We start from the raw sequence: 23,456 nt of genomic DNA, 5'->3' as shown, positions 1-23,456 counted from the left end.
TGCTAACGCGGATTTACATGGTCGTCGTCAGCGAAACCAGCAAGGCTTTGCTACACTCCTAGCCCTATCCGTGTGAGTCGCTGTTATGCCTATCGTTGTGCCTATTGCAACCTCCGCTGTGCGCACAGCACTCGGCCCTGACGGCGCATTTGCTCAGCAGATTCCTGGCTATCAACCCCGTGAACCACAAATCGCCATGGCCGAGGCCGTGGAGCATGCGCTGAGCGCGCGCAGCTTGTTATTGGTCGAGGCCGGAACCGGCACGGGCAAGACCTATGCGTATCTCGTGCCAGCGATTTTGTCTGGTAAAAAGGCCATTGTGTCTACGGGCACGCGTAACTTGCAGGATCAGCTCTTTCATCGCGATCTGCCCATGGTGCGGAAGCTGCTCGGGCGGCCTGTGCGTACCGCATTGCTCAAGGGGCGCAGCAATTACCTGTGCCCGTATCGATTGCAACAACACCTCGATGAAGGGGAGTTTGAGTCCAAGCAAATTGTCCATGATTTGCATCGCGTAGCCGCATGGGCGGGTAAAACCGTACAGGGCGACATCGCTGAGCTGCTAGATATTGCCGAAGACTCTATGGTATGGCCATTGGTGACCAGTACGGCAGATAACTGCCTCGGTCAGGAATGCCCTAAGGTCGACGATTGCCCCTTAATGAAAGCGCGGGCTAAAGCCACTGAGGCCGACCTGATCGTGGTCAACCATCATCTCTTCTTTGCCGACAAAGCCTTGAAAGATCGCGGCTTTGGCGAGCTGCTGCCGGAAGTGGATGCGGTCATATTTGATGAAGCGCATCAGCTACCGGAAACGGCAGCTATGTTTTTTGGCCGTAGCCTGTCATCGCGCCAGATTCACGATCTGCTCGCCGACTCCCTGCGTGAAGTATTAGCCGCGGGCGGCGATCTCCGGGGCATGAATGACTTGGTGTCGAATTTGGAAGTGCGTCTCGCGCACTTCCGCCTGCTGATGGGTGAGGAGTCGCGAAAAGGCGTGTGGGCAGAGATTTCTGAGCATCCAGAATTGCCGGCGGCCATCACGGCGGTGGAAATGGCCATGGCCTGCATCACTGAAGCGCTATCGCCACTCAAAGACAAGAGCAAGGGACTGGAGAGCTGCCATCGCCGGGCAGAGGAGCTGGCCGAAGCATTCAGTGAGTTGACCGGCGAGACGCCGGAGAACCAAGTGCATTGGTTCGAGACGTTCCGCAAAGGCTTTATTTTGCAATGGACGCCGTTGGAAGTGTCGCAGCCCTTTCGTGAACTGCTCGATCGCGAGCCGATGGCGTGGATTTTGACCTCGGCGACGTTGGCCGTGCGTGAGGATTTTCGCCACATCAGCGCGCAATTGGGGCTGCCAGCGGATGTGGCCACGTTGCAATTGCCCAGTCCCTTTGCCTATGAGCAGCAAGCCTTATTTTATGTGCCGCGCGGGCTACCAGACCCGGGGGCTATGGATTACACCCGTGCCTCCTTAGAGGCTGCTCTGCCGATATTGCGCGCTAGTCAAGGCCGTGCCTTCTTCCTTTTCACTTCGCATCGCGCCCTAAAAGAAGCCGCCGAGTGGTTGCCGCGCCAGTTGGACTACACGTTTTTGGTGCAGGGCACTCAGCCTAAAGCCGAGTTATTGCGCCGTTTTGCCAACACGCCCGACTGCGTCTTGCTCGCCACCGGCGCGTTCTGGGAAGGGGTGGATGTGCGCGGTCAGGCATTGTCGCTGGTGATCATCGATAAACTTCCGTTTGCGTCGCCGGGTGAGCCAGTTGTGGCTGCGCGTTTAGATGCGTATAAAGCGCGAGGTCGCAACCCGTTCACGGCCTATCAGCTCCCGTCGGCTATCATTGCGATGAAGCAAGGTGCCGGGCGCTTGATTCGTGATGTGCTGGATACCGGTGTGCTCATGGTTTGCGATCCGCGGTTAGTGGGGCGGCCCTATGGTCAGCTCTTCGTGCAAAGCCTGCCGCCCATGAGGCGCACACGAAGTCAGCAGGAAGTAGAGGCTTTTTTTAAATTTATTAATAGCTTGGAGCCTGCGTCAGCATGATGACTGGCATCACCCTATTGGCGCTAGAAACGGCCACTGAACATTGCTCTGTGGCCATTTGGCAGCGCGACGCTAACGGTCAGGTCAGCGTTTTAGCGCGTCGTCAGCATGCGCCGCGTCAGCAAACGGAACTCATTCTGCCTATGGTTGATGAACTGCTGGCTGGGTCTGGCCTCGCTTTGGGGCAGCTCACCGCAATTGCTTACTCCTGCGGTCCGGGCGCATTTACTGGCGTTCGCATTGCGGCGGCAGTGGCGCAGGGATTGGCCTTTGGTGCGGATTTGCCGGTGGTGCCGGTGGGCAGCCTACAAACTCTCGCACAGGCTACCCATCGACAGTTTGGTGCTCGCTTGGCGTTGGCAGCCTTTGATGCGCGTATGCAAGAAGTCTATGCCGGCGCTTATGCGGCGGATGCCTCTGGCTTAATGCAACCACTGACTGGCGATGTGGCCGGTGCGGCCGCGCAGCTGCCAGAAGTCTTCCTGCACGCTTGGCGGGATGCGGTGAGCACGAGTGATGGTTTGGCTGTTGCTGTCGGTTCGGGATGGGAAAGTTACCGTGAGTCGCTAGAGCAGGCCTTGCCGGTACAGCACGTCTATGCTGAGCTCGCGCCAGATGCAGAAGATGTAGCCTTGCTCGCCAGTGTCTCGGTAGATGCCGGTTTGGCGGTCGCGCCTGAGTTAGCGTTACCGGTGTACCTTCGCAACGATGTCTGGAAAAAACTACCAGGGCGCTAAGTATGAGCAGGGCATTGGCGTGGGACTATCCTCAACCGCATACCGTGGCGTTAACGGTATTGCCTGAGCACATCGATGTGATGCGCCACACCAATAACGTGGTCTACCAACAGTGGATGGAGGCCGCAGCATGGTCCCACTCACAGGCCCACGGTCTTGGCCCTGAAGAGTATGAGGCGTGTGGACACGGCATGGTGGTGCGCCGTCATGAACTGGACTACTTAGCCGCGAGCCATCTCCATGAAGAGCTGGTGATGGCTACCTGGCTGTTAAAGGTCGATAAGCTGTCCACCCATCGTGTGTATCAAATCATTCGCCTGAGTGATGGCCTGACGATTTTTCGCGGCTCCACTCATTTGGTGTGTATTGAAATTGCCAGCGGGCGACTCAAGCGCATGCCAGCTCATTTTTATGAAACCTACTCTCGCCTGGTGATATCGCCAGCGAGTCAACCTGAAGAGATTGCGTGATGGATTGGACGTTAGCGTGGCAAGCCGTGGTCATGGGCGTGGTGGAAGGGATCACCGAATTCTTGCCGATTTCCAGTACAGGTCATTTGATTTTAACGGCCGCTTGGCTGGACTTTTGGACAGAGGAGAAGCGCGGGGTTTTTGAGGTCGCCATTCAGCTCGGTGCTATTTTGTCCGTCTGCTACCAATACCGTGAGCGTTTGTGGGGCGTGGTGACGCAGCTCGGTCAGGCCGGACCTCAGCGCTTTGTATTGAATGTGTTGGTGGCCTTTATGCCTGCCGCGCTGTTGGGATTTTTCTTCTTATCCACACTCAAGTTGTATTTCTTTAACCCAACCTCAGTGGCAATCGCACTGGTAGTGGGTGGCGTGGTCATTCTCTGGGCAGAGCGTCGTCAAACTCCGATTCGCGTACATACCGTGGATGATATGCGTTTGCAGGACGCATTTAAGATTGGTCTTGCGCAGTGTTTGGCCTTGATTCCAGGCACCTCCCGCAGTGGCGCGACGATTATTGGCGGCTTGCTCTTTGGCCTCTCGCGTACCGCAGCGGCGGAGTTTTCCTTTTTCCTGGCCATCCCCACCATGTTTGCAGCCACGCTTTACGACAGCTACAAGCACCGTGAGCTGTTTGCCTTGGCGGATCTCCCGATTTTTGCCATCGGCTTTGTGGTGTCTTTTCTGGTGGCTTTGCTGGTGATTCGGGCCTTGATGCGATTTATTTCACAGCATGACTTCACCGTTTTTGCGTGGTATCGCATTGCCTTTGGTCTAGCCATTTTGCTGGGCGTTGGCGGCAGCGCGTGGGCCTAACACGGCTTTGCGTTGATGCTGCGCTGACGCTGGAGCGTCAGCAACTGGCGCAGGCCTTGGCTGTTCAGCTCGGTTTATCGCTAGCGCTACTCACGGATCGTCGTGAGCTGCTGCCCTCGCGCCATGAGCGTCAAGACACAGAGGCATTGGTGTTGTGGCTAGATGCGCAGGGCTTAGGCTTGCAAGCCATTGAGAAGCCACTGCCAGCTCCGGTGAGAGTCGATTTTGCTTCAGATGCCTTGCGCTGGCGGACGGCGCAAGGCGGTGGTGGTGGCGAGGCGGTGGTTAAGGCCTGTGGCGTTAAACCACATATGACGGGCTCGGCACGATTACGGGTGCTGGATGCTACGGCGGGCTGGGGGCGTGATAGCTGGCTCTTGGCTCATGTAGGTGCCGACGTGCAGAGCTGTGAACGCTCACCCATTGTGCAAGCCTTGCTCAGCGATGGTTTGTCACGCGCATTAGCCAACCCTGAAACCTGCGCAACCGCGTCACGATTGCAGCTTCATGCGGGCAGTGCGCAAGCCGTATTAATGCAGTTACGCGAGTTGCCCAGCCTGGATCGTCCAGAGACGGTTTACCTAGATCCGATGTTCCCACACCGCGACAAATCTGCGCTGGTTAAGTTGGATATGCGTTTGTTTCGGCAGGTGGTGGGGAGTGATGATGATGCCGATGAGTTGTTGTTGCTGGCTCGGCAGGTCGCGACTCGGCGCATCGTCGTAAAACGACCACGCCACGCCCCTGACTTAGCGGGTGTGGCTCCACATCAGCGCATGGAAGGTCAGAGCAATCGCTTTGACCTGTATGCGCCCTTACTTTAAGCCGCTTTAGCCTTTTTGCGTTCTTTGCTTTGTTCCAGCGCGAGCAACGCGCTCGCCACTTCCTCATCAGTAATGAGGGTGACCTGCAATACCGCCTGACGGATACCGCTGGGTAGCATTTGCAGGGCATCGTTAGCCAGCGAACTCAAGCGTTCGTCAAAGACTAGGCGCTTGTCATCGCTAACGCAGAGATAGCCTAAGCCTTTCAGCGTATCGAGGAAGTTTTTGAACAAGGCCTTGTCGAAAAACTCAGGCGCACTGAACTCACGAACGAAGGACAGGCGCTGCGCCAGCAGATGGCAAAGCTCTTCGAGTTGTTGCTGCGTGAGCTTGTCGGAGCCACGCTGATTCAGCACGGTGACGGTCATGTGGTAACGCACCAAGGTCTGTCGCAGCGCTCGGCTGAGGATGTGCAAACGGGCGTAATCGGCGGTATTCGAACCAGGCACGACCCAGGTGTCGTCCTGAGTGCGCTGCACGAGATTTTGTGCTGACATGGCCGACAAGGTTTTAGCGACGACAGCGGGCAATTCATCGTCTTGCCAAATCAGGAACAGCTCAGAGCGCAGGAAAGGATAAATCGAGCGCACCATTTTAAGCAGTTGATCCATGCTGGCGTGATTATTTTGCAGTAACAAAATCGCCAGCAGCGAGGGCAATGCAAACAGGTGCAGCGTGTTATTTCGGAAGTAGGTCATCAACACCGCTTCTTCTTCTTGCAGGTAGAGCAAGTCACCCAGCGGATGCTTACGGCGCTGAAGAATTTTCAGCTCTTCGCCATAAGCGACCATTTCGCTTCCCGTCATTTCCGTAATCACAATTTTGTCGTGATAGGGCACGGCTTGAAGCAGTGCTTTATTGAGTTCGAGTTGCTCAGCGAGTTGCTCTTCGTCGATGGCGTGCTTGGGCGTGGATAGCAGCACCAAGCTAAGCAAATTCACCGGATTGACCACCGCACTCGCGTTGATTTGTGTGGTGATGGCATCGCCGATGGCTTTCGAGGTAGTCACAAACTCAGGGCTTTCAGCTGCATTAGGGTTGTCACGCCAGCCCGGCATGTTGGCATCCAGTACATCATTGAGATAAATCGGGGTGCCGAAGCTCAAGTGCACGCGACCAAAGACTTTTTGTAGCTTACGAACCGACATGGCTAAGGCAAACAGGTTTTCTTTCTGCTTGGGCTTACCTTGTAGCTCGCCAATATAGGTGCCGCCTTCCATGAGTTTTTCGTAGCCAATATAGGCGGGCAGAAAAACCAAGGGGCGCTTGTGATCACGCAAGTAGCTGCGCAACGTCATGTTCACCATGCCCAGCTTGGCATTCAGCAAACGCCCTGTGCGACTGCGCCCGCCCTCAACAAAGTACTTGATGGGGAAGCCGCGACTCATAATCTGGTGTAGGTACTCATGAAATACCGTGCCGTAGAGGAAGTTGTCGCGGAAAGTGCGGCGCAGGAAGAACGCTCCCGAGCGACGTAGTATGCCGCCGACAATGGGCATGTTTAAGTTGGCGCCAGCAGCAATGTGTGGCGTAGTGTAACCGCGTGTGAAAATGACATAAGCCAGCAGCAGGTAATCGATGTGGCTGCGATGGCAGGGCACATAAATCACCTCGTGGTCAGCGGTATGCTGCTCCACGGTGTCGAAATGATGCACCTCAACGCCGTTGTATAAGCGCGTCCACATCCACGTCAAAAAGGATTTCAGGGCGTTAACGACGGGGAAAGAGTAATCGGCGGCAATTTCGTTGCAGTAAATACGCGCCCGTGATTCAGCGACTTCACGGGTGACGCCGCGCTCACTCACTTCACGATCAATGCTGGCCTGAACCGGTGTGGAATTGATGATTTCATTAAACAGCGTGCGACGGTGCGATAAGTCTGGCCCAATCACCGCGGTGCGCTGGCGACGGAAATGCACGCGCAACACGCGGGAAACTTTGCGCAGGGTGAGCTCACTATTCTGGCCTTCATCGCAGAGTTGGCGCAGTGAAATTGGCGCATTGACTCGCAACATGGTAGTGCGACCTTGCACCAGCACCGTAATGAATTGTTTTAGGGCTGAAGGGGTCGCCCAGGAGTCAGCAAACAAAACTTTTAACAGCGAGCTTTCTTTGTCTGGCGAGCGGCCCCACAAAATGGTGACTGGAACCAACTGCACGTCCAGCGTGCTATCTGCTTTAACCGCTTCGATGAGTGACTGAAGTCGGGGGGAATGCTGATGACGCGGTTTGATCAGTGGGTTCGGTTGCTCACCACGGGTTAAGCACAGAATCGAGTGCTTTTCGCGCAGACCATGCTGGCGCATGGACGCCAAGGGGCGGGGCATGCCCAGGTTCATTGCTTCGCTTTCCAGCACCAGCACGTTCGAGAGCAACCGGCTTTGCAGGACGTAACAAATCGGCTTACTCGGGTCTATGCCTAAACTGCGCCAATCATGCGGCATGACTTGAGTGCGCACCCAAAGCATCATGGTTTTACGAATAACGAGACGAATGAGACGATCCAGACCAAACAAACGAAACATAGTGCAACCTCAGGGCAACGACGCAGAAAATTGAAATAGCGCCAAACAGTTTCGCGAGTGTAACAAAAGCCTGACAATAAACGCCTAAGCAGTCAGCCTATCTGTCTGGAAATTGCCACAACCTGAGGTGTGCCCATGTCCGCTGTTATGCAAGAGTTGTTGCAGTTACTTGATTTGGAACCCATTGAGATCAATCTTTTTCGCGGCCAAAGCATTAATTTATTTGGAAAAAATGTATTTGGTGGGCAGGTATTGGGGCAGGCGTTGATGGCTGCCGGACGCACAGTGGACGATCGCTTAGCGCATTCGCTGCATGCGTATTTTTTGCGGCCCGGTGACGCCACAACACCAATTGTGTATTCCGTAGAGCGCGTAAGAGATGGCAAGAGCTTCACCACTCGCACGGTCAAAGCGATTCAGCATGGCGAGATCATTTTTACCATGATGGCATCTTTTTCCATTGCGGAAGATGGCCTAGATCACCAAATGCCTATGCCCACCGTGCCTGCACCCGAAGAATTGAAGAGCGAATTGGAGCTGCGCCGAATGGTGGCGCCATTCGTGCCGGAGAAAATGCGCGCCATGATGGAGCGAGACCGTCCCATCGAGTTGCGTCCAATTGATCCGATCAATCCGTTCGCACTCACGCCTCAGCCGCCGCATCGGGCACATTGGATGCGCTCCCAAATGGCGCTGCCCGATGATCCCTTCTTGCATCAGTGCTTATTGGCCTTTGCGTCCGACTTTGCCCTGATGGGAACAGCCATGCTGCCCCATGCGGTGCACTTTATGCAGCCGTCCATGCAGTGCGCCAGCATTGACCATGCCATGTGGTTCCATCGCCCAGTGCGCATGGATGAATGGCTGCTCTACAGCATGGATGCACCCTCGGCATCGTCTGCAAAGGGGATTAATCGCGGCCTGATTTATGACCGTAATGGCGTGCTTATCGCCTCAACGGCTCAGGAGGGTCTGATGCGTCAGCATGAGTTGCTGGAGCGGTAATATCAGGCGCCGGTCTCTTGCTGGGGAGACCGGCGAAAGTTGAGAATCGTACTCGTCGCGCTATCTTCGCTCGCCAGGGTGGGCGGGCATAAAAAGGCTTTCAACTCTACTTCCCGTTCTTTCGCTTCGCTATAGCCCAACTCGATTAATGCTTTCGTGAAGGGGGCTTCAAAAATTAGGTAGCTTAGTAAGTTAGAGCCTGATTTTTTGAACATGCCGGAGCCGCGCACAAAGAGCTGAATGGAGGCGGGGAGGGTGTGGGCGTATTGCGCCGCGAGCACCTCAAGCTTGTCGAGCTGAGGGGAGATCACCATATAGTTCACGGGCTTGAGTGAAGTCGTGGCGAGCCGCTCGGGCGGTAGAATGCTGACCGTATGGTTAATACGGTACATGCGCTCTAAGTCCATTTCCAAACTGTCCACAAAAGAACTGCTCATGATGTGGCCAATGATTTGAGCCAAGCTGGGGTAGCTCATGACCGGCGATTTAGCGGCACTGCCTGCACCCGTTCCAGCACCGATGACCAAGATGCGGCTTGCACCCAAATGCAGTGCTGGGCTGATTGGTGCAAGCTGACGCAAAGCGCCATCACCGTAGTATTCACCGGCAACATCCACCGCGGGAAAAATCAATGGGATAGCGCTTGAGGCCATCAAATGCTCATGGCTGAGGAGGGTGCGACGACCGCGACGCCGTGCGCGATGCCAATCGGTTAAGTGCGGAGCGCCTTGGTAAAAATTCACCGAATCGCCACGGCTATAGCTACAGGCGGTGATGCACAAGGCATGAAGATGACCTGCATCAATCATGCGTGGCAGTTGTTTGAGGTCAATGATTTCGCGCAACAGTTCAGCCAGTGGCGAATTGTTCAGCAGGGACACGGGCACGGTTTTGTTGAACATGCCTAAAGCCAAATTGCTAATCCAGCGGAAAGCGCCGCCCAGAACGCCTTGCCAGTCTGTGCGATACACCTGCGAGCTTGAAAAATTCGCCCAGACCTCATGTAATTTATCGACGCCGGTGCCAAACGAGTCGGCGCAGGTGGCTAGCGCTGCTGCATTGAGTGCACCTGCAGAGGTGCCACAAATAATCGGAAATGGTGTGCTGTGACGGTTCGGCAGCATTTCGGAAATCGCACGCAGTACGCCAATTTGATAGGCCGCGCGAGCGCCACCACCAGACAAAACCAGTGCAGCGGGGCCACTGGAAGCATCGATTTGCAGATGGCTTTGATCGGGTCCGTTCATGACTACAATTCCTATACCGAGTTTGATTTCATCGTCTGCTTGCTTTTTAAGCGATGCAAGATCGATTCGTCTGTGTTTTGCAGGCTTTTTGCTGTCCGCCTGTAGTCGGCCCCAGCCATGAGTTAAGCTGTCAACGGTTCGATAAGGGGGGATGGCATGGCGGATGGCAGGCTTCAATGGCGCTGGCGACTGGGGTTCGTTGTCGTGGCGATAGTCCTTTTTGCGCTGCAATTTCGTGACCTGCCTGACGGTGTATTAGGCCAAGAAATTTTCTGGCAGCTGCGCCTGCCAAGGCTGTTGTTGGCAGCATTTGCGGGTGCAGCATTGGCATTAGCTGGGCTTTGGCTGCAAACACTGTTCCGAACGGCATTGGTCGAGCCGGGGTTGCTCGGTGTGTCTTCTGGCTCCGCCTTGACCGCAATTATTTTTCTCGTGCTATGGCCGGCTGCCTGGGTGTGGATGCCCTTAGCGGCCATGTTGGGTGGAAGTCTGGCGCTTTTTATGGTGCTCGCGCTGGCCAAGCGTTTTCAGCTCCAAGGGGAGGCCTTGCTGTTGCTCGGTATCGCGCTCAATGCCCTATTAGCGGCGGCGATGCAAATGCTGCTGCTGATCAGCCCAGATCAAGCCTTGCGCGCCAGCAGCTTCTGGCTAATGGGCAGTTTTGCCTATGGCGAAGCGCGATTATTGTTACCGGCGATAGTCTTGCTGCTGGTGTTTACGGTGTGGGGTATGCGCCGTGCCAGTGCCTTCGATCTCTGGTTGCTGGGTGAGCGCGAAGCGGGCCACTTAGGTCTGCCCGTTGCCCGGTTTCGACGTCAAATTATGTGGGCCAGTGCCGCCCTGGTCGCGCTGGTCGTCGTGCAGTCAGGGAGTATTGCGTTTATTGGCCTGATGGCGCCGCACATGGCCAGTCGCTGGGTGGGTTGTAGTCATCGTGAACTGACCCCCGCCGTACTGCTTATTGGCGCAATGTTGGCGGTGTTTGCCGATACCTTGGCGCAAACCTTACTGAGCCCGCTGGAAATCCCGGTCGGTATTCTGACTGCGCTGCTAGGTGCTCCCTTCTTTCTTGCGCTGCTGCGCTTGCGGTGGCAGCGATGATGCAAATTTCAGCTCAGTCCTTGCGCAGTCCCGATGGCCGCGTCGTACTGGAGCTACCAGACCTCCACTTGCAGGCAGGTGAATGTTGGCTGGTGTTAGGGCCCAATGGCGCGGGCAAAAGTACGTTCTTACGACATGCCGCAGGCCAATCCGCAGCGAATTCGCTTGTGCTGACTCAGCATTGGCGCTGGCAGGGCAGGCCTTTGCCTAAGTGGCACGATAATGTCTGGGCGCAACAACGCGCGTATTTGCCTCAGCAGCACCACTTGCGCTCTGCTTTGAGCGTTGAAGCGATCGTGCGCATGGGGGCTTTCCCGTGGCAGGGTGTACATGCGCAGCTGACCCATGCCTTGGTCGGCATTATCGAGGAATGGGATTTACAGCATCTACGTCATCGGTCATGGACCACGCTGTCGGGTGGTGAACAGCAGCGTGTTCAGCTCGCGCGAACCGCTTTGCAATTGGCGTTAGCCGAAACCGATAAGCCACGGCTCTGGCTGTTGGACGAACCTTTGGCTGCACTCGATTTGCGTCATCAAGCGGTGGCGTTGTCCGCTATGCAACAAGCCGCAATGGAGGGGGCTTTGGTAGTGGCTAGCGTGCACGACATGAATGCCGCTCTAGCGATTGCTAGCCATGTCTTGGTGTTAGGAAACGGGGCTGTGCTGTGGCAGGGCGCCGTACAGGCAGAGCCTGTTCGTGAGGCACTTGCCGAGGCATTTTCGTTGCCCTTGGTGTGGGCGACTTGGCGGGACGGAGAAACCTCAGGGCAATGGCTGGTGCCAAGACCCTGAGGTGATTTCAGCTTAAAGCGCGGTGACTGTACCCGCGAGATGCGGCTTTCCTTTGCGCGCATCGTTGACGGTAAATTGATAGCCCGTGCTCGTGGCTTCCGAACTGAAAGCGACTTTGGCGGGCAACAATACTGGCAACTTAAATTGCACGTCTACGCGATAGGCATTAGGCAGGCGACCATCAAGCGCAGCTAAGCAAGCCGCTTTGCTCCACATGCCATGGGCAATGGCTTGTGGAAAGCCCAGTAGTTTGGCGGTGGCGGCATAGAGATGGATCGGGTTGCGATCGCCAGAAACTGCGCCGTAACGACGACCAATATCCCCTGGCACCGTCCAAATCGAGGAGGGCGTGGAGGGTGCAATGCGCGCAGGCTTGTCTGTCTTCGCGGATTTCTCTGCGGGTTTGGCCTCTGCTTTTGGCGTGGCTTGGCGACGCAGATAAGTGCTGATATCCACCCACACTTTCTCTTCACCCACAAACGCTTCGCTGATCAGGTCAAACGTCACGCCCTTATCGTGCGGCTGTAAATTGCCCACACGGGTACGGAAGGTGACTTGCTCGCGCACATTCACTGGGCGGAGCTGATCAATGGTGTTGCGGACATGGACGAGGCCGAGCAGCGCATAAGGGAACGCAGCGTCGGTCATCACCACTAACTGCAGGGGCGTGCTCAGCACATGCAGATAGGTCGAAGGCACGGTATCGCGCAGGGTAAAACCGCAGGTGCGGTTGTACTCGGCGAGATGAGCGAGGTCGATGCTTTGATCACGCAGCACCACCTCTAAGTCGGGCAGCGTATGGCTGCCCTTTTTATTGAAGCCACCCAGTACCGCCTTGGCATAAAGGCTCAAGGCACCTGGGGCTTTTGCGATTTCACGAACTGTCATGGTCAAACTCCAGCGCTTAGGCGCCGATCAGGCTCTGTCCGCAGACGCGAACAATGTTGCCGTTGACGGCATGCGAAGCCGGGTTGGCGTACCAAGCAATGGTTTCTGCGACATCAACGGGCAGGCCACCTTGCGACATCGAGTTCATACGACGACCGGCTTCGCGGATAGCGAACGGAATCGCGGCTGTCATTTGCGTTTCAATGAAACCCGGAGCCACGGCATTGATGGTGATGCCCTTGGCCTGCAGGCTTGGCATCATGCTGTTAACCATGCCAATGACGCCGGCCTTGGACACGGCATAGTTGGTTTGACCCATGTTGCCGGCGATGCCCGAGATCGACGACACGCAGATCACGCGGCCATTGGCACGAATTGCATCCTGAGCGATCAGCTCATCGTTAATGCGCTCTTCCGAAGACAAGTTGATGTTAATCACCATGTTCCAGAGCTGCTCTTTCATGTTGGCCAGCGTCTTGTCGCGAGTCACACCTGCGTTATGCACGATGATGTCGAGACCGCCATGAGCGCTCTTAACATGGGCCGCAATGCTGGCTGGCGCTTCGGCCGACGTGATGTCCAAGGCTAGAACTGAACCACCAATTTCACCGGCAACCTTGTTCAGGTCGGCTTCTTGCTGGGGTACGTCAAGGCAGATTACGTGAGCGCCATCACGCGCCAAGGTTTGTGCAATGGCCTCGCCAATACCGCGCGAGGCGCCGGTAACGAGGGCAACTTTGCCAGCCAGTGGCTTGTTCCAATCCGGAGTTTCGCCAGCGATGCCAGTGGCAGTAATACGCACGACTTGGCCAGACACGTAGGCCGACTTTGGCGAGATGTAGAAACGCAGGGTCGATTCCAAGCCGGCTTCTGCACCCGGAGCGACATAAACAACCTGAGCGGTAGCACCCTTTTTAGCTTCTTTACCGATGGCACGGGTAAAGCCTTCGAGGGCGCGCTGGGCAGTGGCGTGCTTGGGGTTATCGCAGAGTTCTGGTGTGCGACCAATGACAATGATGCGCGCCGAGTTGGCGAGCTTACGAATCACGGGGCTGAAGAAACTGTGCAGGGCAATGAGGTCATCGGAGCGAGTGATGCCGGACGCATCAAAGACCAAGGCTTTAAATTTCTGACCATCTTCCGCGCTCGGCGCATAGGACACGGTGGCCAGACCGGCGCTGGAGGCGAGACCATGAACGGCGCTATCAGCCGCTGCAAATACCTCTGCCTTGATGTTCGCCAGCACTTGCGTGATGGCGGCAGTGAGTTCGCTGCCCGCGGCCGCGCCCACCAGAACGGCACCTTTAACAACGGGCGCTTCTGGCTTGAAGCGATCCAAAGCCAGTGGCGCAGGAAGGCCGAGATTCTTGGCCAGCAATTGGCCCAGCGGGGAGTTCACAAAATCAATATAACGATCGCTCATGACGAGGTCCTCTCACAGGTAAAACAGCCATGACTCTGTCGCAAAAAACGACACAAGTCGGAAGATTTTGACGGCATTGGGCCGCAGAAGTGCGGAGACTAGACAATTCAAAGGAAATTGGCGAGTACTGACGCGCGCGCAACAAATCGTTAACATGCCGCCGACGCAGACTAACAAAGGCAATGGCAACAGAGTTTGCCGGTTGCCATCGCATTTGCTGCATTTCGGCCAATGACCTGTAGCACGCTTGTGCTAGCGTGGCAGGGGTAATCAACAGGAGTTTCACATGACCACCATTCGTCGCGTCGCCATTGTCGGCGCCAACCGTATTCCTTTCGCACGCTCCAACAGCGTGTACGCCACTGCTTCAAACCAAGACATGTTGACTGCCGCACTAGACGGTCTGGTCGATCGCTGTAACCTGGGTGGCAAGCGCATTGGTGAAGTGGTTGCCGGTGCCGTGCTCAAGCACAGCCGTGACTTCAACCTGACGCGTGAATGTGTTCTGAGCACCAAGCTCGATCCTCAGACCACTGCGTATGACATTCAACAAGCCTGCGGTACCGGCTTGGAAGCTGCTATTCTGGTGGCCAACAAGATCGCCCTCGGCCAAATCGATTCTGGCATCGCCGGTGGCGTTGACACCACATCCGATGCGCCTATGGCACTGAGCGATGGCCTGCGTGGTGTATTGCTTGAAATCAACCGCTCCAAGACGCCAGCTGATCGTCTGAAGGCCGCCAGCAAGCTGCGCCCTAAGCATTTCATTCCTTCTTTCCCACGTAACGGTGAGCCGCGCACAGGTCTGGCCATGGGTGACCATGCGGCCATTACTGCTGCCGAATGGCAGATCCCACGTGAAGAGCAAGATAAGCTGGCTATTGCTAGCCATCAGAAGCTGGCAGCTGCTTACGAGCGTGGCTTCTTCAATGACCTTATCACGCCGTACCTCGGCCTCAAGCGCGACCAGAATCTGCGTCCCGAAGCGAGCTTGGAAAAGCTGGCCACGCTCAAGCCCTGTTTCGGTGATCGTGAAACCGGCACCATGACGGCCGCTAACTCCACCCCGTTAACAGACGGCGCATCGGTAGTGCTGTTGGCATCGGAAGAGTGGGCTAACGCCAACAACCTGCCAATCCTTGCTTACTTTATTGATGGCGAAGTAGCTTCCATCGATTTCGTTCATGCGAAAGAAGGCCTGCTGATGGCGCCAGCTTATGCCGTGCCCCGCATGTTGGCTCGTCGTGGTCTGACCCTGCAGGATTTCGACTACTACGAAATCCACGAAGCCTTTGCTTCGCAGGTCCTGTCGACACTGAAGGCTTGGGAAGATCCCACGTTCTGCAAAGAGCGTCTGGGTCTGGATGCGCCTCTGGGTTCGATTGATCGCAGCAAGCTCAATGTTAACGGCTCATCGCTGGCCGCAGGTCACCCCTTCGCGGCAACCGGTGGTCGTATTGTGGCCACGCTGGCCAAGATTCTCAGCGAGAAGGGTTCGGGCCGTGGCCTGATCTCTGTCTGTGCCGCTGGTGGTCAGGGTGTGGTTGCTATCATCGAACGTTGATGTGTTTGCCGCGCCGTCTAACGGTGGCGCTGCATAACGACTATAAAAAAACCGGCACATGTGCCGGTTTTTTTATGCCCCCGTTTTAGCAACGATAGCGCTGAATTAACGAAGGATTAGCCTTCGATTTTCAGCAGCTCGATTTCGAATACCAGGGTTTCGTTAGGACCAATCTTCTCGCCCGAACCTTGTGGGCCATAAGCTAGGTTACCCGGGATGTAGAGCTTGTACTTGCCACCAATCTGCATGAGCTGAACACCCTCAGTCCAACCAGGAATGACTTGGTTGAGCGGGAAAGTAGCCGGCTGGCCGCGATCATAGGAGCTATCGAAAACCGTACCGTTGGTTAGTGTGCCCTTGTAATGCACGGTGACAACGCTGGTTGCAGCGGGCTTAGCACCGGAACCGGCTTTCAGGGTTTCAATCTGCAAACCGCTGGCGGTAGTTGTAACACCCGCACGCTTGCCGTTGTCGGCTAGGAATTTAGCACCGGCATCAATAGCCGTTTTACCTTTGGTTTCCATTTCTTTCATTTTCTTCTCACGCAGCTGTTGCGCCATCGTGGTCAGAATTTGTTTGCGTTCTTCATCGTTCAGCGCCAGTTCGGCTTTGTCCTGAACGTCTTGCAGGCCTTGCTTCAATGCATCGAGATCGATGTCATCACGGATAGGGTCCATGGAGCGACCGATATCGACACCAATGGCGTAGCTGAATTTTTGTGTGTCGGACTCCAGGTTGGCTTTGCCGCTGAAGGGATTGTTGCAGGCAGCCAATGTCAGCGAGGCAATCGCCAGCGAAAGAACACGAATTTGAAGCTTCATTTTTTATCCTTGTAGTGAGGGTTAGCGAATTTTCAGGTGATCGATTGAAGCCTAATTCAGTCGGGCTTTCCAGTGTTTGTCGCAAAATCTTGCAGCCGTTTAAGCAAGCTGGAGGTATCCCAGCGACCGCCGCCCATGCGCTGTACATCCCGATAAAAATCATTGATGACCGGGGTGAGAGGGAGTTGCACGCCTAAGCGACGCGCCTCCGCTTCCACGATATCTAAGTCTTTACGCATCCAGTCCACGGCAAATCCATGATGGTATTCACTGCGAATCATGGATTGATGGCGGTTGATTAGCTGCCAGGAAGCCCCTGCACCTTGTCCTACCAGTGACATGACCTGTGCGACATCCAAGCCGGCGGCTTCGGCAAAGTGCATGCCTTCGGCGACGCCTTGAATAACTCCTGCCACACAGATTTGGTTGACCATTTTGGCGAGTTGACCTGCGCCAACGGGGCCTACATGGGCTTGTGCTTTTGCGTAGGCAGCCAAAATGGGTTGTGCGCGAGCCACTGCTTCAGGACTGCCGCCGCAGAAAATACTGAGCTGGCCATTCATCGCGCCTTGTTGCCCGCCCGACACCGGCGCATCTATGAATTGCTGTTGGGGTGACAATAAATGCTGGGCAATCTGGCGCGATACCTCGGCCGACACGGTGGAGTGATCAATGAGCAGGGCTTGAGGCTTGAGCCCTTGTAAAATGCCATTTTCACCGTGAAGGACTTGCAGCAAGTCTTCGTCCCGACCCACGCAGGTGAGCACAATATCAGCGCTTTTGGCCGCTAGGGCAGGAGAGTCGGCTAATTGCCCGCCGTATTGGGCTTGCCATTGTTCCGCTTTTTGGCGGGTGCGATTCCACACCACGACATCGTGACCCGCTGCTAAGAGGTGACCTGCCATGGGGAAGCCCATGTTGCCCAAGCCGATAAATGCCAGCGCTGCCATTGCATGCTCCTGTTCGTGATGTGCCCGTGGGATTTTACGCACCTAAGTCAGTGAAGGCGTAAAATTTACTTGTAAATGCGAATCCATCTCATTTACTATTTGCAGGTCGATCTCATTTGATGGGTAACAACCTATGTATGTCTGCTTATGTCATGGCATTACCGACCGCGCCATTCGTCAGGCGGCCCAACGTGGTGAGCAAACATTTGAGCAGTTGCAAGTCAGCACAGGGCTGGCCACTTGCTGTGGTGCCTGTCGTGACTTCGCAGAAAATATTTGGCAGGAGGCGCTGAGTGCCGAGGCGGTTGTACGCTTGAGTCAAAGCTCACACACGTGGCAGCCCGTGGTATAACGGTCGCAATTATTCAAAAGAGGCGGCTGCCCCATGAAAGGCGACAAATCGGTTGTATCGCTGCTTAACCAGCAGTTGAAAAACGAACTCACAGCCATCAATCAATATTTTCTTCATGCCCGCATGTATCGTCATTGGGGCTTGGAGCGTTTAGCCAAAAAAGAGTATGACGAGTCCATTGGCGAAATGAAGCATGCGGATAAGTTGATCGACCGTATCTTAATGCTAGATGGTCTGCCGAATGTGCAGGACATGCACAAAATTATGATTGGCGAAGATGTGCCGGAAATGCTGGGCGCCGATTTAACGCTGGAAAAGACCGCACAGTTAACTGTAAAAGAGGGTATTGCGGCCGCCGAGTTAGCACGTGACTACGTCAGCCGGGACCTCTTGTTAATGATTCTTGAAGATACCGAAGAGCACATTGACTGGCTGGAAACTCAGCAGGACTTAATTGCTAAGATGGGTCTGGCGAACTATCTGCAAAGTCAGGCCTTTCAAGTCTCTTAAGAAAGTAATCTACACATAGTTAGCAATAAAAAGCCGCTTGCAGGCGAACCTGACAAGCGGCTTTTTTATTGCCTAAAAGAAGCGATTAGCGCTTCTCTACTGGTGGCAAGTCACGTTGCACATAGCCTGTGTAGAGCTGACGCGGGCGACCGATTTTATAAGGGCCGCTGTGCATTTCTAACCAATGCGAGATCCAGCCGACGGTGCGGGCGAGGGCAAAGATCACGGTGAACATGGAGGTCGGAATGCCGATGGCCTTCAGGATGATGCCCGAGTAGAAGTCGACGTTCGGGTACAGCTTGCGCTCGATGAAGTACGGGTCGCTCAGGGCGATCTTTTCCAGCTCCATGGCCAGGGCCAGCTGCGGGTCGTTGATACCGAGTGCGGCGAGCACTTCGTCGCAGGTCTGCTTCATGACCTTGGCGCGCGGGTCGAAGTTCTTGTAGACGCGGTGACCGAAGCCCATGAGCTTTACTTCTTTGGTCTTCACCTTTTCCATGAACGGCTTCACGTTTTCGATGGTGCCAATTTCGTCAAGCATGTTCAGCACCGCTTCATTGGCACCGCCGTGAGCTGGGCCCCAAAGTGCGGCAATGCCAGCTGCGATACAAGCGTAGGGGTTAGCACCGGTTGAGCCGGCTAAACGTACGGTTGATGTCGACGCATTCTGTTCGTGATCTGCATGCAAGGTGAAAATGCGGTCCATAGCTTTAGCCAGTACCGGGTTTACCTTGTAATTCACGTCGGCTGGAACGGAGAACATCATGTGCAGGAAGTTCTCTGCATAGTTCAGATCGTTGCGAGGGTAAGTGAAGGGCTGACCTACGGTGTACTTGTAGCTCATAGCCGCAATCGTCGGGATTTTGGCGATCAGACGAATAGCGGTAATTTCACGGTGCTTCGGATCATTGACGTCGAGACCATCGTGATAGAAGGCGGACAGAGCGCCAACAACGCCGCACATCACCGCCATCGGGTGAGCGTCACGACGGAAGCCTTCAAAGAACTTACGGAGCTGGTCGTTAACCATGGTGTGGTCGGTGACGAGCTTGGTGAATTCAGCCTTCTGTTGGGCATTCGGCAGTTCGCCATTAAGCAATAGGTAGCAGACTTCGAGGTATTCGGCTTTTTCAGCGAGTTGGTCGATGGGGTAGCCGCGGTGTAGCAAGATGCCCTTGTCACCGTCAATAAAGGTGATCTTGGATTCACAGGCGGACGTCGCCATGAAGCCTGGATCGTAAGTGAAATAGCCTTTCGCGAGCACGTCTTTGACATCAATGACATCAGGGCCAAGGGTGCCAGAAGTAATCGGCAGGGTCAGGGTTTCGTCGCCGATAGTCAGCGTTGCAGTCTTGGCCGTCATCACGGTCTCCTTAGAAAGGTCTTACGCTCGCAGCGGGTAGCCGGTGCTGGAAGCGGGGTAGCTTAAATCACAAGGTAAAATTGTCAATGAAGAGCAGCGCTCAGGACGCAAGAACTTCGACTTAAGTACTAGCAATTCCTATGCCCTTGTTGAGCTTTTGTGTGGCAAACCTATTTGTATTACGGAATGTGCGGGATTATACTCTCGCGGCAATCTCGTAATGCCCTTTAAATTATACCAAAATGCGTTTAATTTCAATGGCTTATGAGAGTTTCCGAGCCATTTATAATGGTTGCCAGACCCACTAGACCAACAGGATGCCCTCTGTGAAAAGTAACAGACCGGTCAATCTCTCGCTCGCGACTGTCATCGAATTGAATTTGAAGTCGCCAGTAGCCATTGCCTCCATTTTGCACCGCCTCTCCGGCGTATTGTTGTTCTTTGTCATTCCCGGCTTGCTTTGGCTGCTGGATTGCTCCTTGTCTTCTGCAGAAGGTTTCGCCTGCGTGCAAGCCATGCTGACGGGCATTGTGGGTAAGCTGGTGCTGTTTGTGGCATTGGCAGGCTTGGCGTACCACTTTATTGCGGGCGTTAAGCATTTGGTCATGGACTGGGGCGTTGGTGAGTCGCTGGAAGGCGGTCGTACTTTTGCCAAGATCAGCCTTGTGGTGTCGGCACTCGTCATTGCCGCGCTCTTTGTAGGAGTGGTTCTCTAATGAAAAGCGCAACAAGTTTTTCGCGTTCTGGTTTGTCCGATTGGCTGCTGCAACGCGTTAGCGCCATTGTTCTTGCTGCCTACACTGTCTGGCTCGGCGGCTGGTTTCTGATCACCCCGGTGGTTGATTTCCAGACCTGGCACGATTTTATGAGCCAAACCTGCATGCGTATTTTTACGCTGCTGGCTCTGTTGGCCTTTGTGGCCCATGCCTGGATTGGTATGTGGACCGTTTTCACGGATTACTTAACGGTTCGACAGATGGGGCCTAAAGCCAACGTCGTGCGTTTGGTAGTGCAGGTTGCGATGGCGTTGGCGCTGTTTGTGGTCATCGTCTGGGGCATTCAGATTATTTGGGGCAACTAAGTCATGTCTAAAATGCGTACTGTAAATTTTGATGCCGTGATTGTGGGCGGCGGCGGCGCAGGCATGCGCGCTTCGCTGCAGTTGGCACAGTCGGGCTTCAAAACAGCTCTGATTTCCAAGGTATTCCCGACTCGCTCGCACACCGTGTCGGCGCAAGGCGGCATTACTTGTGCCATCGCTTCAGCTGACCCGAATGACGATTGGCGCTGGCACATGTATGACACCGTAAAAGGTGCCGACTTTATTGGTGACCAAGACTCCATCGAATACATGTGTTCGGTCGGCCCGCAAGCCGTTTTCGAATTGGAACACATGGGGCTTCCATTCTCCCGTACTGAAGAAGGCCGTATTTATCAGCGTCCTTTCGGCGGTCAGTCCAAGGGTCCAGATAACCCCACGCAGGCTGCACGTACTTGCGCAGCTGCTGACCGTACCGGTCACGCGCTGTTGCACACGCTCTATCAGCAAAACCTGAAGTTCAACACCAAGTTCTACATCGAGTGGCTGGCGCTGGATCTGGTGCGTAATCAGGACGGTGCAGTCTGCGGCGTCATCGCCATGGATATCGCCAGCGGCGAAGTCGTGTTCTTCAAGTCGAAAGCCACCGTGTTCGCCACCGGCGGTGCCGGTCGCATTTACTCATCCACGACCAACGCGCACATCAACACAGGTGACGGCGTGGGTATGGCGGCTCGTGCCGGCATTCCGCTGCAAGACATGGAAATGTGGCAGTTCCACCCCACCGGTATTGCTGGTGCCGGTACGCTCGTGACCGAAGGTTGCCGTGGTGAAGGTGGCTACTTGCTGAACAAAGATGGCGAGCGCTTCATGGAGCGTTATGCTCCGAATGCGAAGGACTTGGCGTCTCGTGACGTGGTTGCGCGTTCTATGGCCACCGAAATTCGTGAAGGCCGTGGTGCTGGTCCAGATGGCGAGTATGTCTATTTGAAGCTCGATCACCTCGGCAAAGATGTGCTGCACAGCCGTCTGCCGGGCATTTGCGAACTGGCAATGACCTTCGCGCACGTCGATCCTGTGAAGGAGCCGATTCCCGTTATCCCAACCTGCCACTACATGATGGGCGGCATCCCGACCAATGTTCACGGTCAGGCGATCAGCACCGATGCCAATGGCAAAGACAGCATCATTCAGGGCCTGTACGCCGTGGGTGAAATTGCCTGCGTATCCGTACATGGCGCCAACCGTCTCGGTGGCAACTCGCTGCTCGATCTCGTGGTATTCGGTCGTGCTGCTGGTCTGCACATCGAAGACGCACTGCGTCAAGGTATGGAACAGCGCGAGCCATCAGAGTCTGACGTAGCCAAGGCACAAGCCCGTATGGCGCGTTGGAATGGTTCGGTCAGCGGCGAATCAGTGCCTGCCCTGCGTAAAGAGTTACAGAAGTCCATGCAGAGCGCGTTCGGTATTTTCCGCCGTGGTGAAGATATGGATGCGGGTGTTGCGAAGGTTGCTGAGCTGCGTGAACGTATTGCCAATGCGCACTTGGGCGACAAAACCAACTCCTTTAACACCGCTCGCGTCGAGGCGTTGGAGCTGGATAACCTGCTCGAGACAGCCGAAGCCACTGCGTTGTCTGCTCAGACCCGTACCGAGTCCCGTGGTGCGCACAGTCGTGAAGACTACCCAGATCGTGATGACGAAAACTGGTTGGCTCACTCGCTGTTCAACACGGAAACCAAGACCGTTGGCAAGCGTGCGGTTAACTTCGCGCCGAAGCAGGTCAAGGCCTTCCAGCCCAAGGCTCGTACTTACTAATTTAGGGGTGCAACATGCTTAAAGTCAGCATCTATCGCTACAACCCGGATACGGATAGCGAACCGTACATGAAGGATTATCAGATCGATACTCAAGGTCGCGATCTGATGGTGTTGGACATCTTGAATTTGGTCAAAGAGCAAGATGATTCTTTAGTCTATCGTCGTTCGTGCCGTGAAGGAGTTTGTGGTTCCGACGGTCTGAACATGAATGGAAAGAACGGTCTTGCCTGCATCACGCCGGTGTCGATTGCCACCAAAGGCGGCAGTCATCTGGTGGTGAAGCCATTACCTGGCCTGCCTGTGTTGCGTGACTTGGTTGTGGACATGACCATGTTCTTCAATCAGTACGAGAAGGTTCAGCCGTACGTGATCAATGACACGCCAGCCCCGGCCATTGAGCGCCTGCAAACGCCAGAAGACCGCGCCATGCTCGATGGTCTTTATGAGTGCATCTTGTGTGCTTGCTGCACCACATCATGCCCATCGTTTTGGTGGAACCCAGAAAAGTTCCTGGGTCCATCGGCGCTGTTGCAGTCTTGGCGTTTTATTGCCGACACGCGTGACACGGCCACAATGGAGCGTTTAGCCAAGCTCGACGACCCGTTCTCGCTGTTCCGCTGCCGCGGCATCATGAACTGCGTTAGTGCTTGTCCGAAGGGGCTTAACCCGACCAAAGCCATTGGTCACATTCGTAATATGTTGTTGACGCAGGGCTCCTAACTCTCAGCTCAACAAATAGTGCGAAATCAAAAGCCCAAGTGATGTTTCATCGTCACTTGGGCTTTTTTATTTCCGTTGGTCAATAAAAGCATTTTCACACTTTAGTAGTGGTTCCTCACGCCCTGCAATCGCGCTAGTATCAAGCGGTTTTACCGCCATGCCCGCGCCGAAATGGGGCGAAAATCCAGAATATGTCGTTGATGCTGGTTTTCTGAACAAGTTCACGTGGGGCATGTGAAGTTGGTGCGTATATTGCTAACTGGCATCGCGCGCTGAAGGGTGCAAAGGTTTTGCACGGTTTTGGTGAGCACGCATCAGCAAGAGAAAGGGATGGGGGTCACGCTGCCTCAAAAAGGCTCGTGAGAATCTGATTCAATAGTGGACGCGTGTGTTGAGGCCGATCGCCCAAACATGTTTGCTCGGGAATAAAAGACTATGCAAGAT

22 protein-coding genes are annotated in these 23,456 nt (G+C 55.0%); 15 read left to right on the top strand and 7 right to left on the bottom strand.

Annotated features, from left to right (window positions below; translation table 11 throughout):
- Positions 1 to 85 precede the first annotated feature (85 nt).
- From yoaA to AC14IB_RS02095, 5 genes are read left to right on the top strand one after another with little or no spacing between them, the layout of a single operon-like run.
- Positions 86 to 2,047 (top strand): DNA repair helicase YoaA, encoded by a 1,962-nt coding sequence (gene yoaA / locus AC14IB_RS02115; protein ID WP_484230341.1) that lies wholly within the window; start codon positions 86 to 88, stop codon positions 2,045 to 2,047.
- Positions 2,044 to 2,784, top strand: coding sequence for a tRNA (adenosine(37)-N6)-threonylcarbamoyltransferase complex dimerization subunit type 1 TsaB (gene tsaB / locus AC14IB_RS02110; RefSeq protein WP_484230340.1), 741 nt, complete (start codon positions 2,044 to 2,046; stop codon positions 2,782 to 2,784). Before yoaA ends, tsaB begins: the two co-directional genes overlap by 4 nt.
- A 2-nt stretch (positions 2,785 to 2,786) precedes the next feature.
- Entirely contained in the window at positions 2,787 to 3,254 is a 468-nt protein-coding gene (locus AC14IB_RS02105) for an acyl-CoA thioesterase (protein WP_484230339.1), read from the top strand.
- A complete protein-coding gene (locus AC14IB_RS02100; RefSeq protein ID WP_484230338.1) occupies positions 3,254 to 4,066 on the top strand; it encodes an undecaprenyl-diphosphate phosphatase in 813 nt (270 codons plus the stop codon). The genes AC14IB_RS02105 and AC14IB_RS02100 overlap by 1 nt, the downstream gene beginning before the upstream one ends.
- The gene (locus AC14IB_RS02095) at positions 4,057 to 4,890 is read left to right on the top strand and encodes a class I SAM-dependent methyltransferase (RefSeq protein ID WP_484230337.1); all 834 of its coding nucleotides are present in this window, start codon (positions 4,057 to 4,059) and stop codon (positions 4,888 to 4,890) included. Before AC14IB_RS02100 ends, AC14IB_RS02095 begins: the two co-directional genes overlap by 10 nt.
- Here AC14IB_RS02095 and plsB read toward each other — a convergent pair.
- Positions 4,887 to 7,415, bottom strand: a complete 2,529-nt coding sequence (gene plsB, locus AC14IB_RS02090) for a glycerol-3-phosphate 1-O-acyltransferase PlsB (protein ID WP_484230336.1) — start codon at positions 7,413 to 7,415, stop codon at positions 4,887 to 4,889. The two genes, AC14IB_RS02095 and plsB, sit on opposite strands and share 4 nt — an antisense overlap.
- A gap of 135 nt (positions 7,416 to 7,550) precedes the next feature.
- Here plsB and tesB point away from each other — a divergent pair, with 135 nt between their 5' ends.
- Entirely contained in the window at positions 7,551 to 8,420 is an 870-nt protein-coding gene (gene tesB, locus AC14IB_RS02085; protein WP_484230335.1) for an acyl-CoA thioesterase II, read from the top strand.
- A 2-nt stretch (positions 8,421 to 8,422) separates the two neighbouring features.
- On the opposite strand, the gene AC14IB_RS02080 is transcribed toward tesB, so the two are convergent.
- On the bottom strand, positions 8,423 to 9,667 hold the full coding sequence (locus AC14IB_RS02080) for a patatin-like phospholipase family protein (RefSeq protein ID WP_484230334.1): 1,245 nt from the start codon (positions 9,665 to 9,667) through the stop codon (positions 8,423 to 8,425).
- A 204-nt stretch (positions 9,668 to 9,871) separates the two neighbouring features.
- On the opposite strand from AC14IB_RS02080, the gene AC14IB_RS02075 reads away from it, so the two are divergent.
- Positions 9,872 to 10,768 carry a FecCD family ABC transporter permease gene (locus AC14IB_RS02075; RefSeq protein WP_484230333.1) on the top strand — a complete coding sequence of 299 codons (897 nt, stop codon included), beginning with the start codon at positions 9,872 to 9,874 and terminating at the stop codon, positions 10,766 to 10,768.
- Positions 10,765 to 11,562 carry an ABC transporter ATP-binding protein gene (locus AC14IB_RS02070; protein ID WP_484230332.1) on the top strand — a complete coding sequence of 266 codons (798 nt, stop codon included), beginning with the start codon at positions 10,765 to 10,767 and terminating at the stop codon, positions 11,560 to 11,562. Before AC14IB_RS02075 ends, AC14IB_RS02070 begins: the two co-directional genes overlap by 4 nt.
- A gap of 12 nt (positions 11,563 to 11,574) precedes the next feature.
- Here the strand turns inward: AC14IB_RS02070 and AC14IB_RS02065 are convergent, their stop codons facing one another.
- Both AC14IB_RS02065 and AC14IB_RS02060 read right to left on the bottom strand, forming a co-directional pair.
- Positions 11,575 to 12,450 (bottom strand): MaoC family dehydratase, encoded by an 876-nt coding sequence (locus AC14IB_RS02065; RefSeq protein WP_484230331.1) that lies wholly within the window; start codon positions 12,448 to 12,450, stop codon positions 11,575 to 11,577.
- A gap of 16 nt (positions 12,451 to 12,466) precedes the next feature.
- Complete coding sequence (locus AC14IB_RS02060) at positions 12,467 to 13,873, bottom strand: 3-oxoacyl-ACP reductase (protein ID WP_484230330.1); 1,407 nt, start codon at positions 13,871 to 13,873, stop codon at positions 12,467 to 12,469.
- A 286-nt stretch (positions 13,874 to 14,159) separates the two neighbouring features.
- Between AC14IB_RS02060 and AC14IB_RS02055 the strand changes: the two genes are divergently transcribed.
- Complete coding sequence (locus AC14IB_RS02055) at positions 14,160 to 15,437, top strand: acetyl-CoA C-acetyltransferase (protein WP_068858506.1); 1,278 nt, start codon at positions 14,160 to 14,162, stop codon at positions 15,435 to 15,437.
- Between the two features lie 116 nt (positions 15,438 to 15,553).
- On the opposite strand, the gene bamJ is transcribed toward AC14IB_RS02055, so the two are convergent.
- Positions 15,554 to 16,258, bottom strand: coding sequence for a BamJ family beta-barrel-assembly machinery protein (bamJ, locus tag AC14IB_RS02050; protein ID WP_484230329.1), 705 nt, complete (start codon positions 16,256 to 16,258; stop codon positions 15,554 to 15,556).
- 56 nt (positions 16,259 to 16,314) lie between these two features.
- Positions 16,315 to 17,208: an NAD(P)-dependent oxidoreductase gene (locus AC14IB_RS02045; protein ID WP_484230328.1), complete on the bottom strand. Its 894-nt coding sequence runs from the start codon at positions 17,206 to 17,208 to the stop codon at positions 16,315 to 16,317.
- Positions 17,209 to 17,341: 133 nt separating this feature from the next.
- Between AC14IB_RS02045 and AC14IB_RS02040 the strand changes: the two genes are divergently transcribed.
- Positions 17,342 to 17,560 carry a (2Fe-2S)-binding protein gene (locus tag AC14IB_RS02040; RefSeq protein WP_068858512.1) on the top strand — a complete coding sequence of 73 codons (219 nt, stop codon included), beginning with the start codon at positions 17,342 to 17,344 and terminating at the stop codon, positions 17,558 to 17,560.
- Between the two features lie 33 nt (positions 17,561 to 17,593).
- On the top strand, positions 17,594 to 18,070 hold the full coding sequence (bfr, locus tag AC14IB_RS02035) for a bacterioferritin (RefSeq protein ID WP_484230327.1): 477 nt from the start codon (positions 17,594 to 17,596) through the stop codon (positions 18,068 to 18,070).
- An 85-nt stretch (positions 18,071 to 18,155) separates the two neighbouring features.
- Here the strand turns inward: bfr and gltA are convergent, their stop codons facing one another.
- Positions 18,156 to 19,433: a citrate synthase gene (gene gltA / locus AC14IB_RS02030; protein WP_484230326.1), complete on the bottom strand. Its 1,278-nt coding sequence runs from the start codon at positions 19,431 to 19,433 to the stop codon at positions 18,156 to 18,158.
- A gap of 326 nt (positions 19,434 to 19,759) precedes the next feature.
- Here gltA and sdhC point away from each other — a divergent pair, with 326 nt between their 5' ends.
- The 4 genes from sdhC to AC14IB_RS02010 are packed head-to-tail and all read left to right on the top strand — an operon-like array spanning position 19,760 to position 23,012.
- Positions 19,760 to 20,149 carry a succinate dehydrogenase, cytochrome b556 subunit gene (gene sdhC, locus AC14IB_RS02025; RefSeq protein WP_484230325.1) on the top strand — a complete coding sequence of 130 codons (390 nt, stop codon included), beginning with the start codon at positions 19,760 to 19,762 and terminating at the stop codon, positions 20,147 to 20,149.
- Positions 20,149 to 20,514: a succinate dehydrogenase, hydrophobic membrane anchor protein gene (sdhD, locus tag AC14IB_RS02020; protein ID WP_068858520.1), complete on the top strand. Its 366-nt coding sequence runs from the start codon at positions 20,149 to 20,151 to the stop codon at positions 20,512 to 20,514. Before sdhC ends, sdhD begins: the two co-directional genes overlap by 1 nt.
- Positions 20,515 to 20,517: 3 nt before the next feature.
- Positions 20,518 to 22,290, top strand: a complete 1,773-nt coding sequence (gene sdhA, locus AC14IB_RS02015) for a succinate dehydrogenase flavoprotein subunit (protein WP_484230324.1) — start codon at positions 20,518 to 20,520, stop codon at positions 22,288 to 22,290.
- Between the two features lie 14 nt (positions 22,291 to 22,304).
- A complete protein-coding gene (locus AC14IB_RS02010; RefSeq protein ID WP_484230323.1) occupies positions 22,305 to 23,012 on the top strand; it encodes a succinate dehydrogenase iron-sulfur subunit in 708 nt (235 codons plus the stop codon).
- Positions 23,013 to 23,456: the final 444 nt, after the last annotated feature.

This window comes from Perlucidibaca sp. (assembly GCF_057084925.1).
The sequence above is the reverse complement of the archived record's forward strand: the minus strand, read 5'-3'. Positions and strand labels throughout refer to the sequence as shown.

Bases quoted from the DNA above. Each gene is read 5' to 3' on its own strand.
- AC14IB_RS02040 (WP_068858512.1), top strand. From the start codon at position 17,342: ATGTATGTCTGCTTATGTCATGGCATTACCGACCGCGCCATTCGTCAG.
- AC14IB_RS02065 (WP_484230331.1), bottom strand. From the start codon at position 12,450: ATGACAGTTCGTGAAATCGCAAAAGCCCCAGGTGCCTTGAGCCTTTAT.
- plsB (WP_484230336.1), bottom strand. From the start codon at position 7,415: ATGTTTCGTTTGTTTGGTCTGGATCGTCTCATTCGTCTCGTTATTCGT.
- sdhA (WP_484230324.1), top strand. From the start codon at position 20,518: ATGTCTAAAATGCGTACTGTAAATTTTGATGCCGTGATTGTGGGCGGC.
- sdhD (WP_068858520.1), top strand. From the start codon at position 20,149: ATGAAAAGCGCAACAAGTTTTTCGCGTTCTGGTTTGTCCGATTGGCTG.
- AC14IB_RS02060 (WP_484230330.1), bottom strand. From the start codon at position 13,873: ATGAGCGATCGTTATATTGATTTTGTGAACTCCCCGCTGGGCCAATTG.
- AC14IB_RS02045 (WP_484230328.1), bottom strand. From the start codon at position 17,208: ATGGCAGCGCTGGCATTTATCGGCTTGGGCAACATGGGCTTCCCCATG.
- AC14IB_RS02105 (WP_484230339.1), top strand. From the start codon at position 2,787: ATGAGCAGGGCATTGGCGTGGGACTATCCTCAACCGCATACCGTGGCG.
- yoaA (WP_484230341.1), top strand. From the start codon at position 86: ATGCCTATCGTTGTGCCTATTGCAACCTCCGCTGTGCGCACAGCACTC.
- bfr (WP_484230327.1), top strand. From the start codon at position 17,594: ATGAAAGGCGACAAATCGGTTGTATCGCTGCTTAACCAGCAGTTGAAA.
- bamJ (WP_484230329.1), bottom strand. From the start codon at position 16,258: ATGAAGCTTCAAATTCGTGTTCTTTCGCTGGCGATTGCCTCGCTGACA.
- tsaB (WP_484230340.1), top strand. From the start codon at position 2,044: ATGATGACTGGCATCACCCTATTGGCGCTAGAAACGGCCACTGAACAT.
- AC14IB_RS02010 (WP_484230323.1), top strand. From the start codon at position 22,305: ATGCTTAAAGTCAGCATCTATCGCTACAACCCGGATACGGATAGCGAA.
- tesB (WP_484230335.1), top strand. From the start codon at position 7,551: ATGTCCGCTGTTATGCAAGAGTTGTTGCAGTTACTTGATTTGGAACCC.
- gltA (WP_484230326.1), bottom strand. From the start codon at position 19,433: ATGACGGCCAAGACTGCAACGCTGACTATCGGCGACGAAACCCTGACC.
- AC14IB_RS02100 (WP_484230338.1), top strand. From the start codon at position 3,254: ATGGATTGGACGTTAGCGTGGCAAGCCGTGGTCATGGGCGTGGTGGAA.
- AC14IB_RS02070 (WP_484230332.1), top strand. From the start codon at position 10,765: ATGATGCAAATTTCAGCTCAGTCCTTGCGCAGTCCCGATGGCCGCGTC.
- AC14IB_RS02080 (WP_484230334.1), bottom strand. From the start codon at position 9,667: ATGAACGGACCCGATCAAAGCCATCTGCAAATCGATGCTTCCAGTGGC.
- AC14IB_RS02055 (WP_068858506.1), top strand. From the start codon at position 14,160: ATGACCACCATTCGTCGCGTCGCCATTGTCGGCGCCAACCGTATTCCT.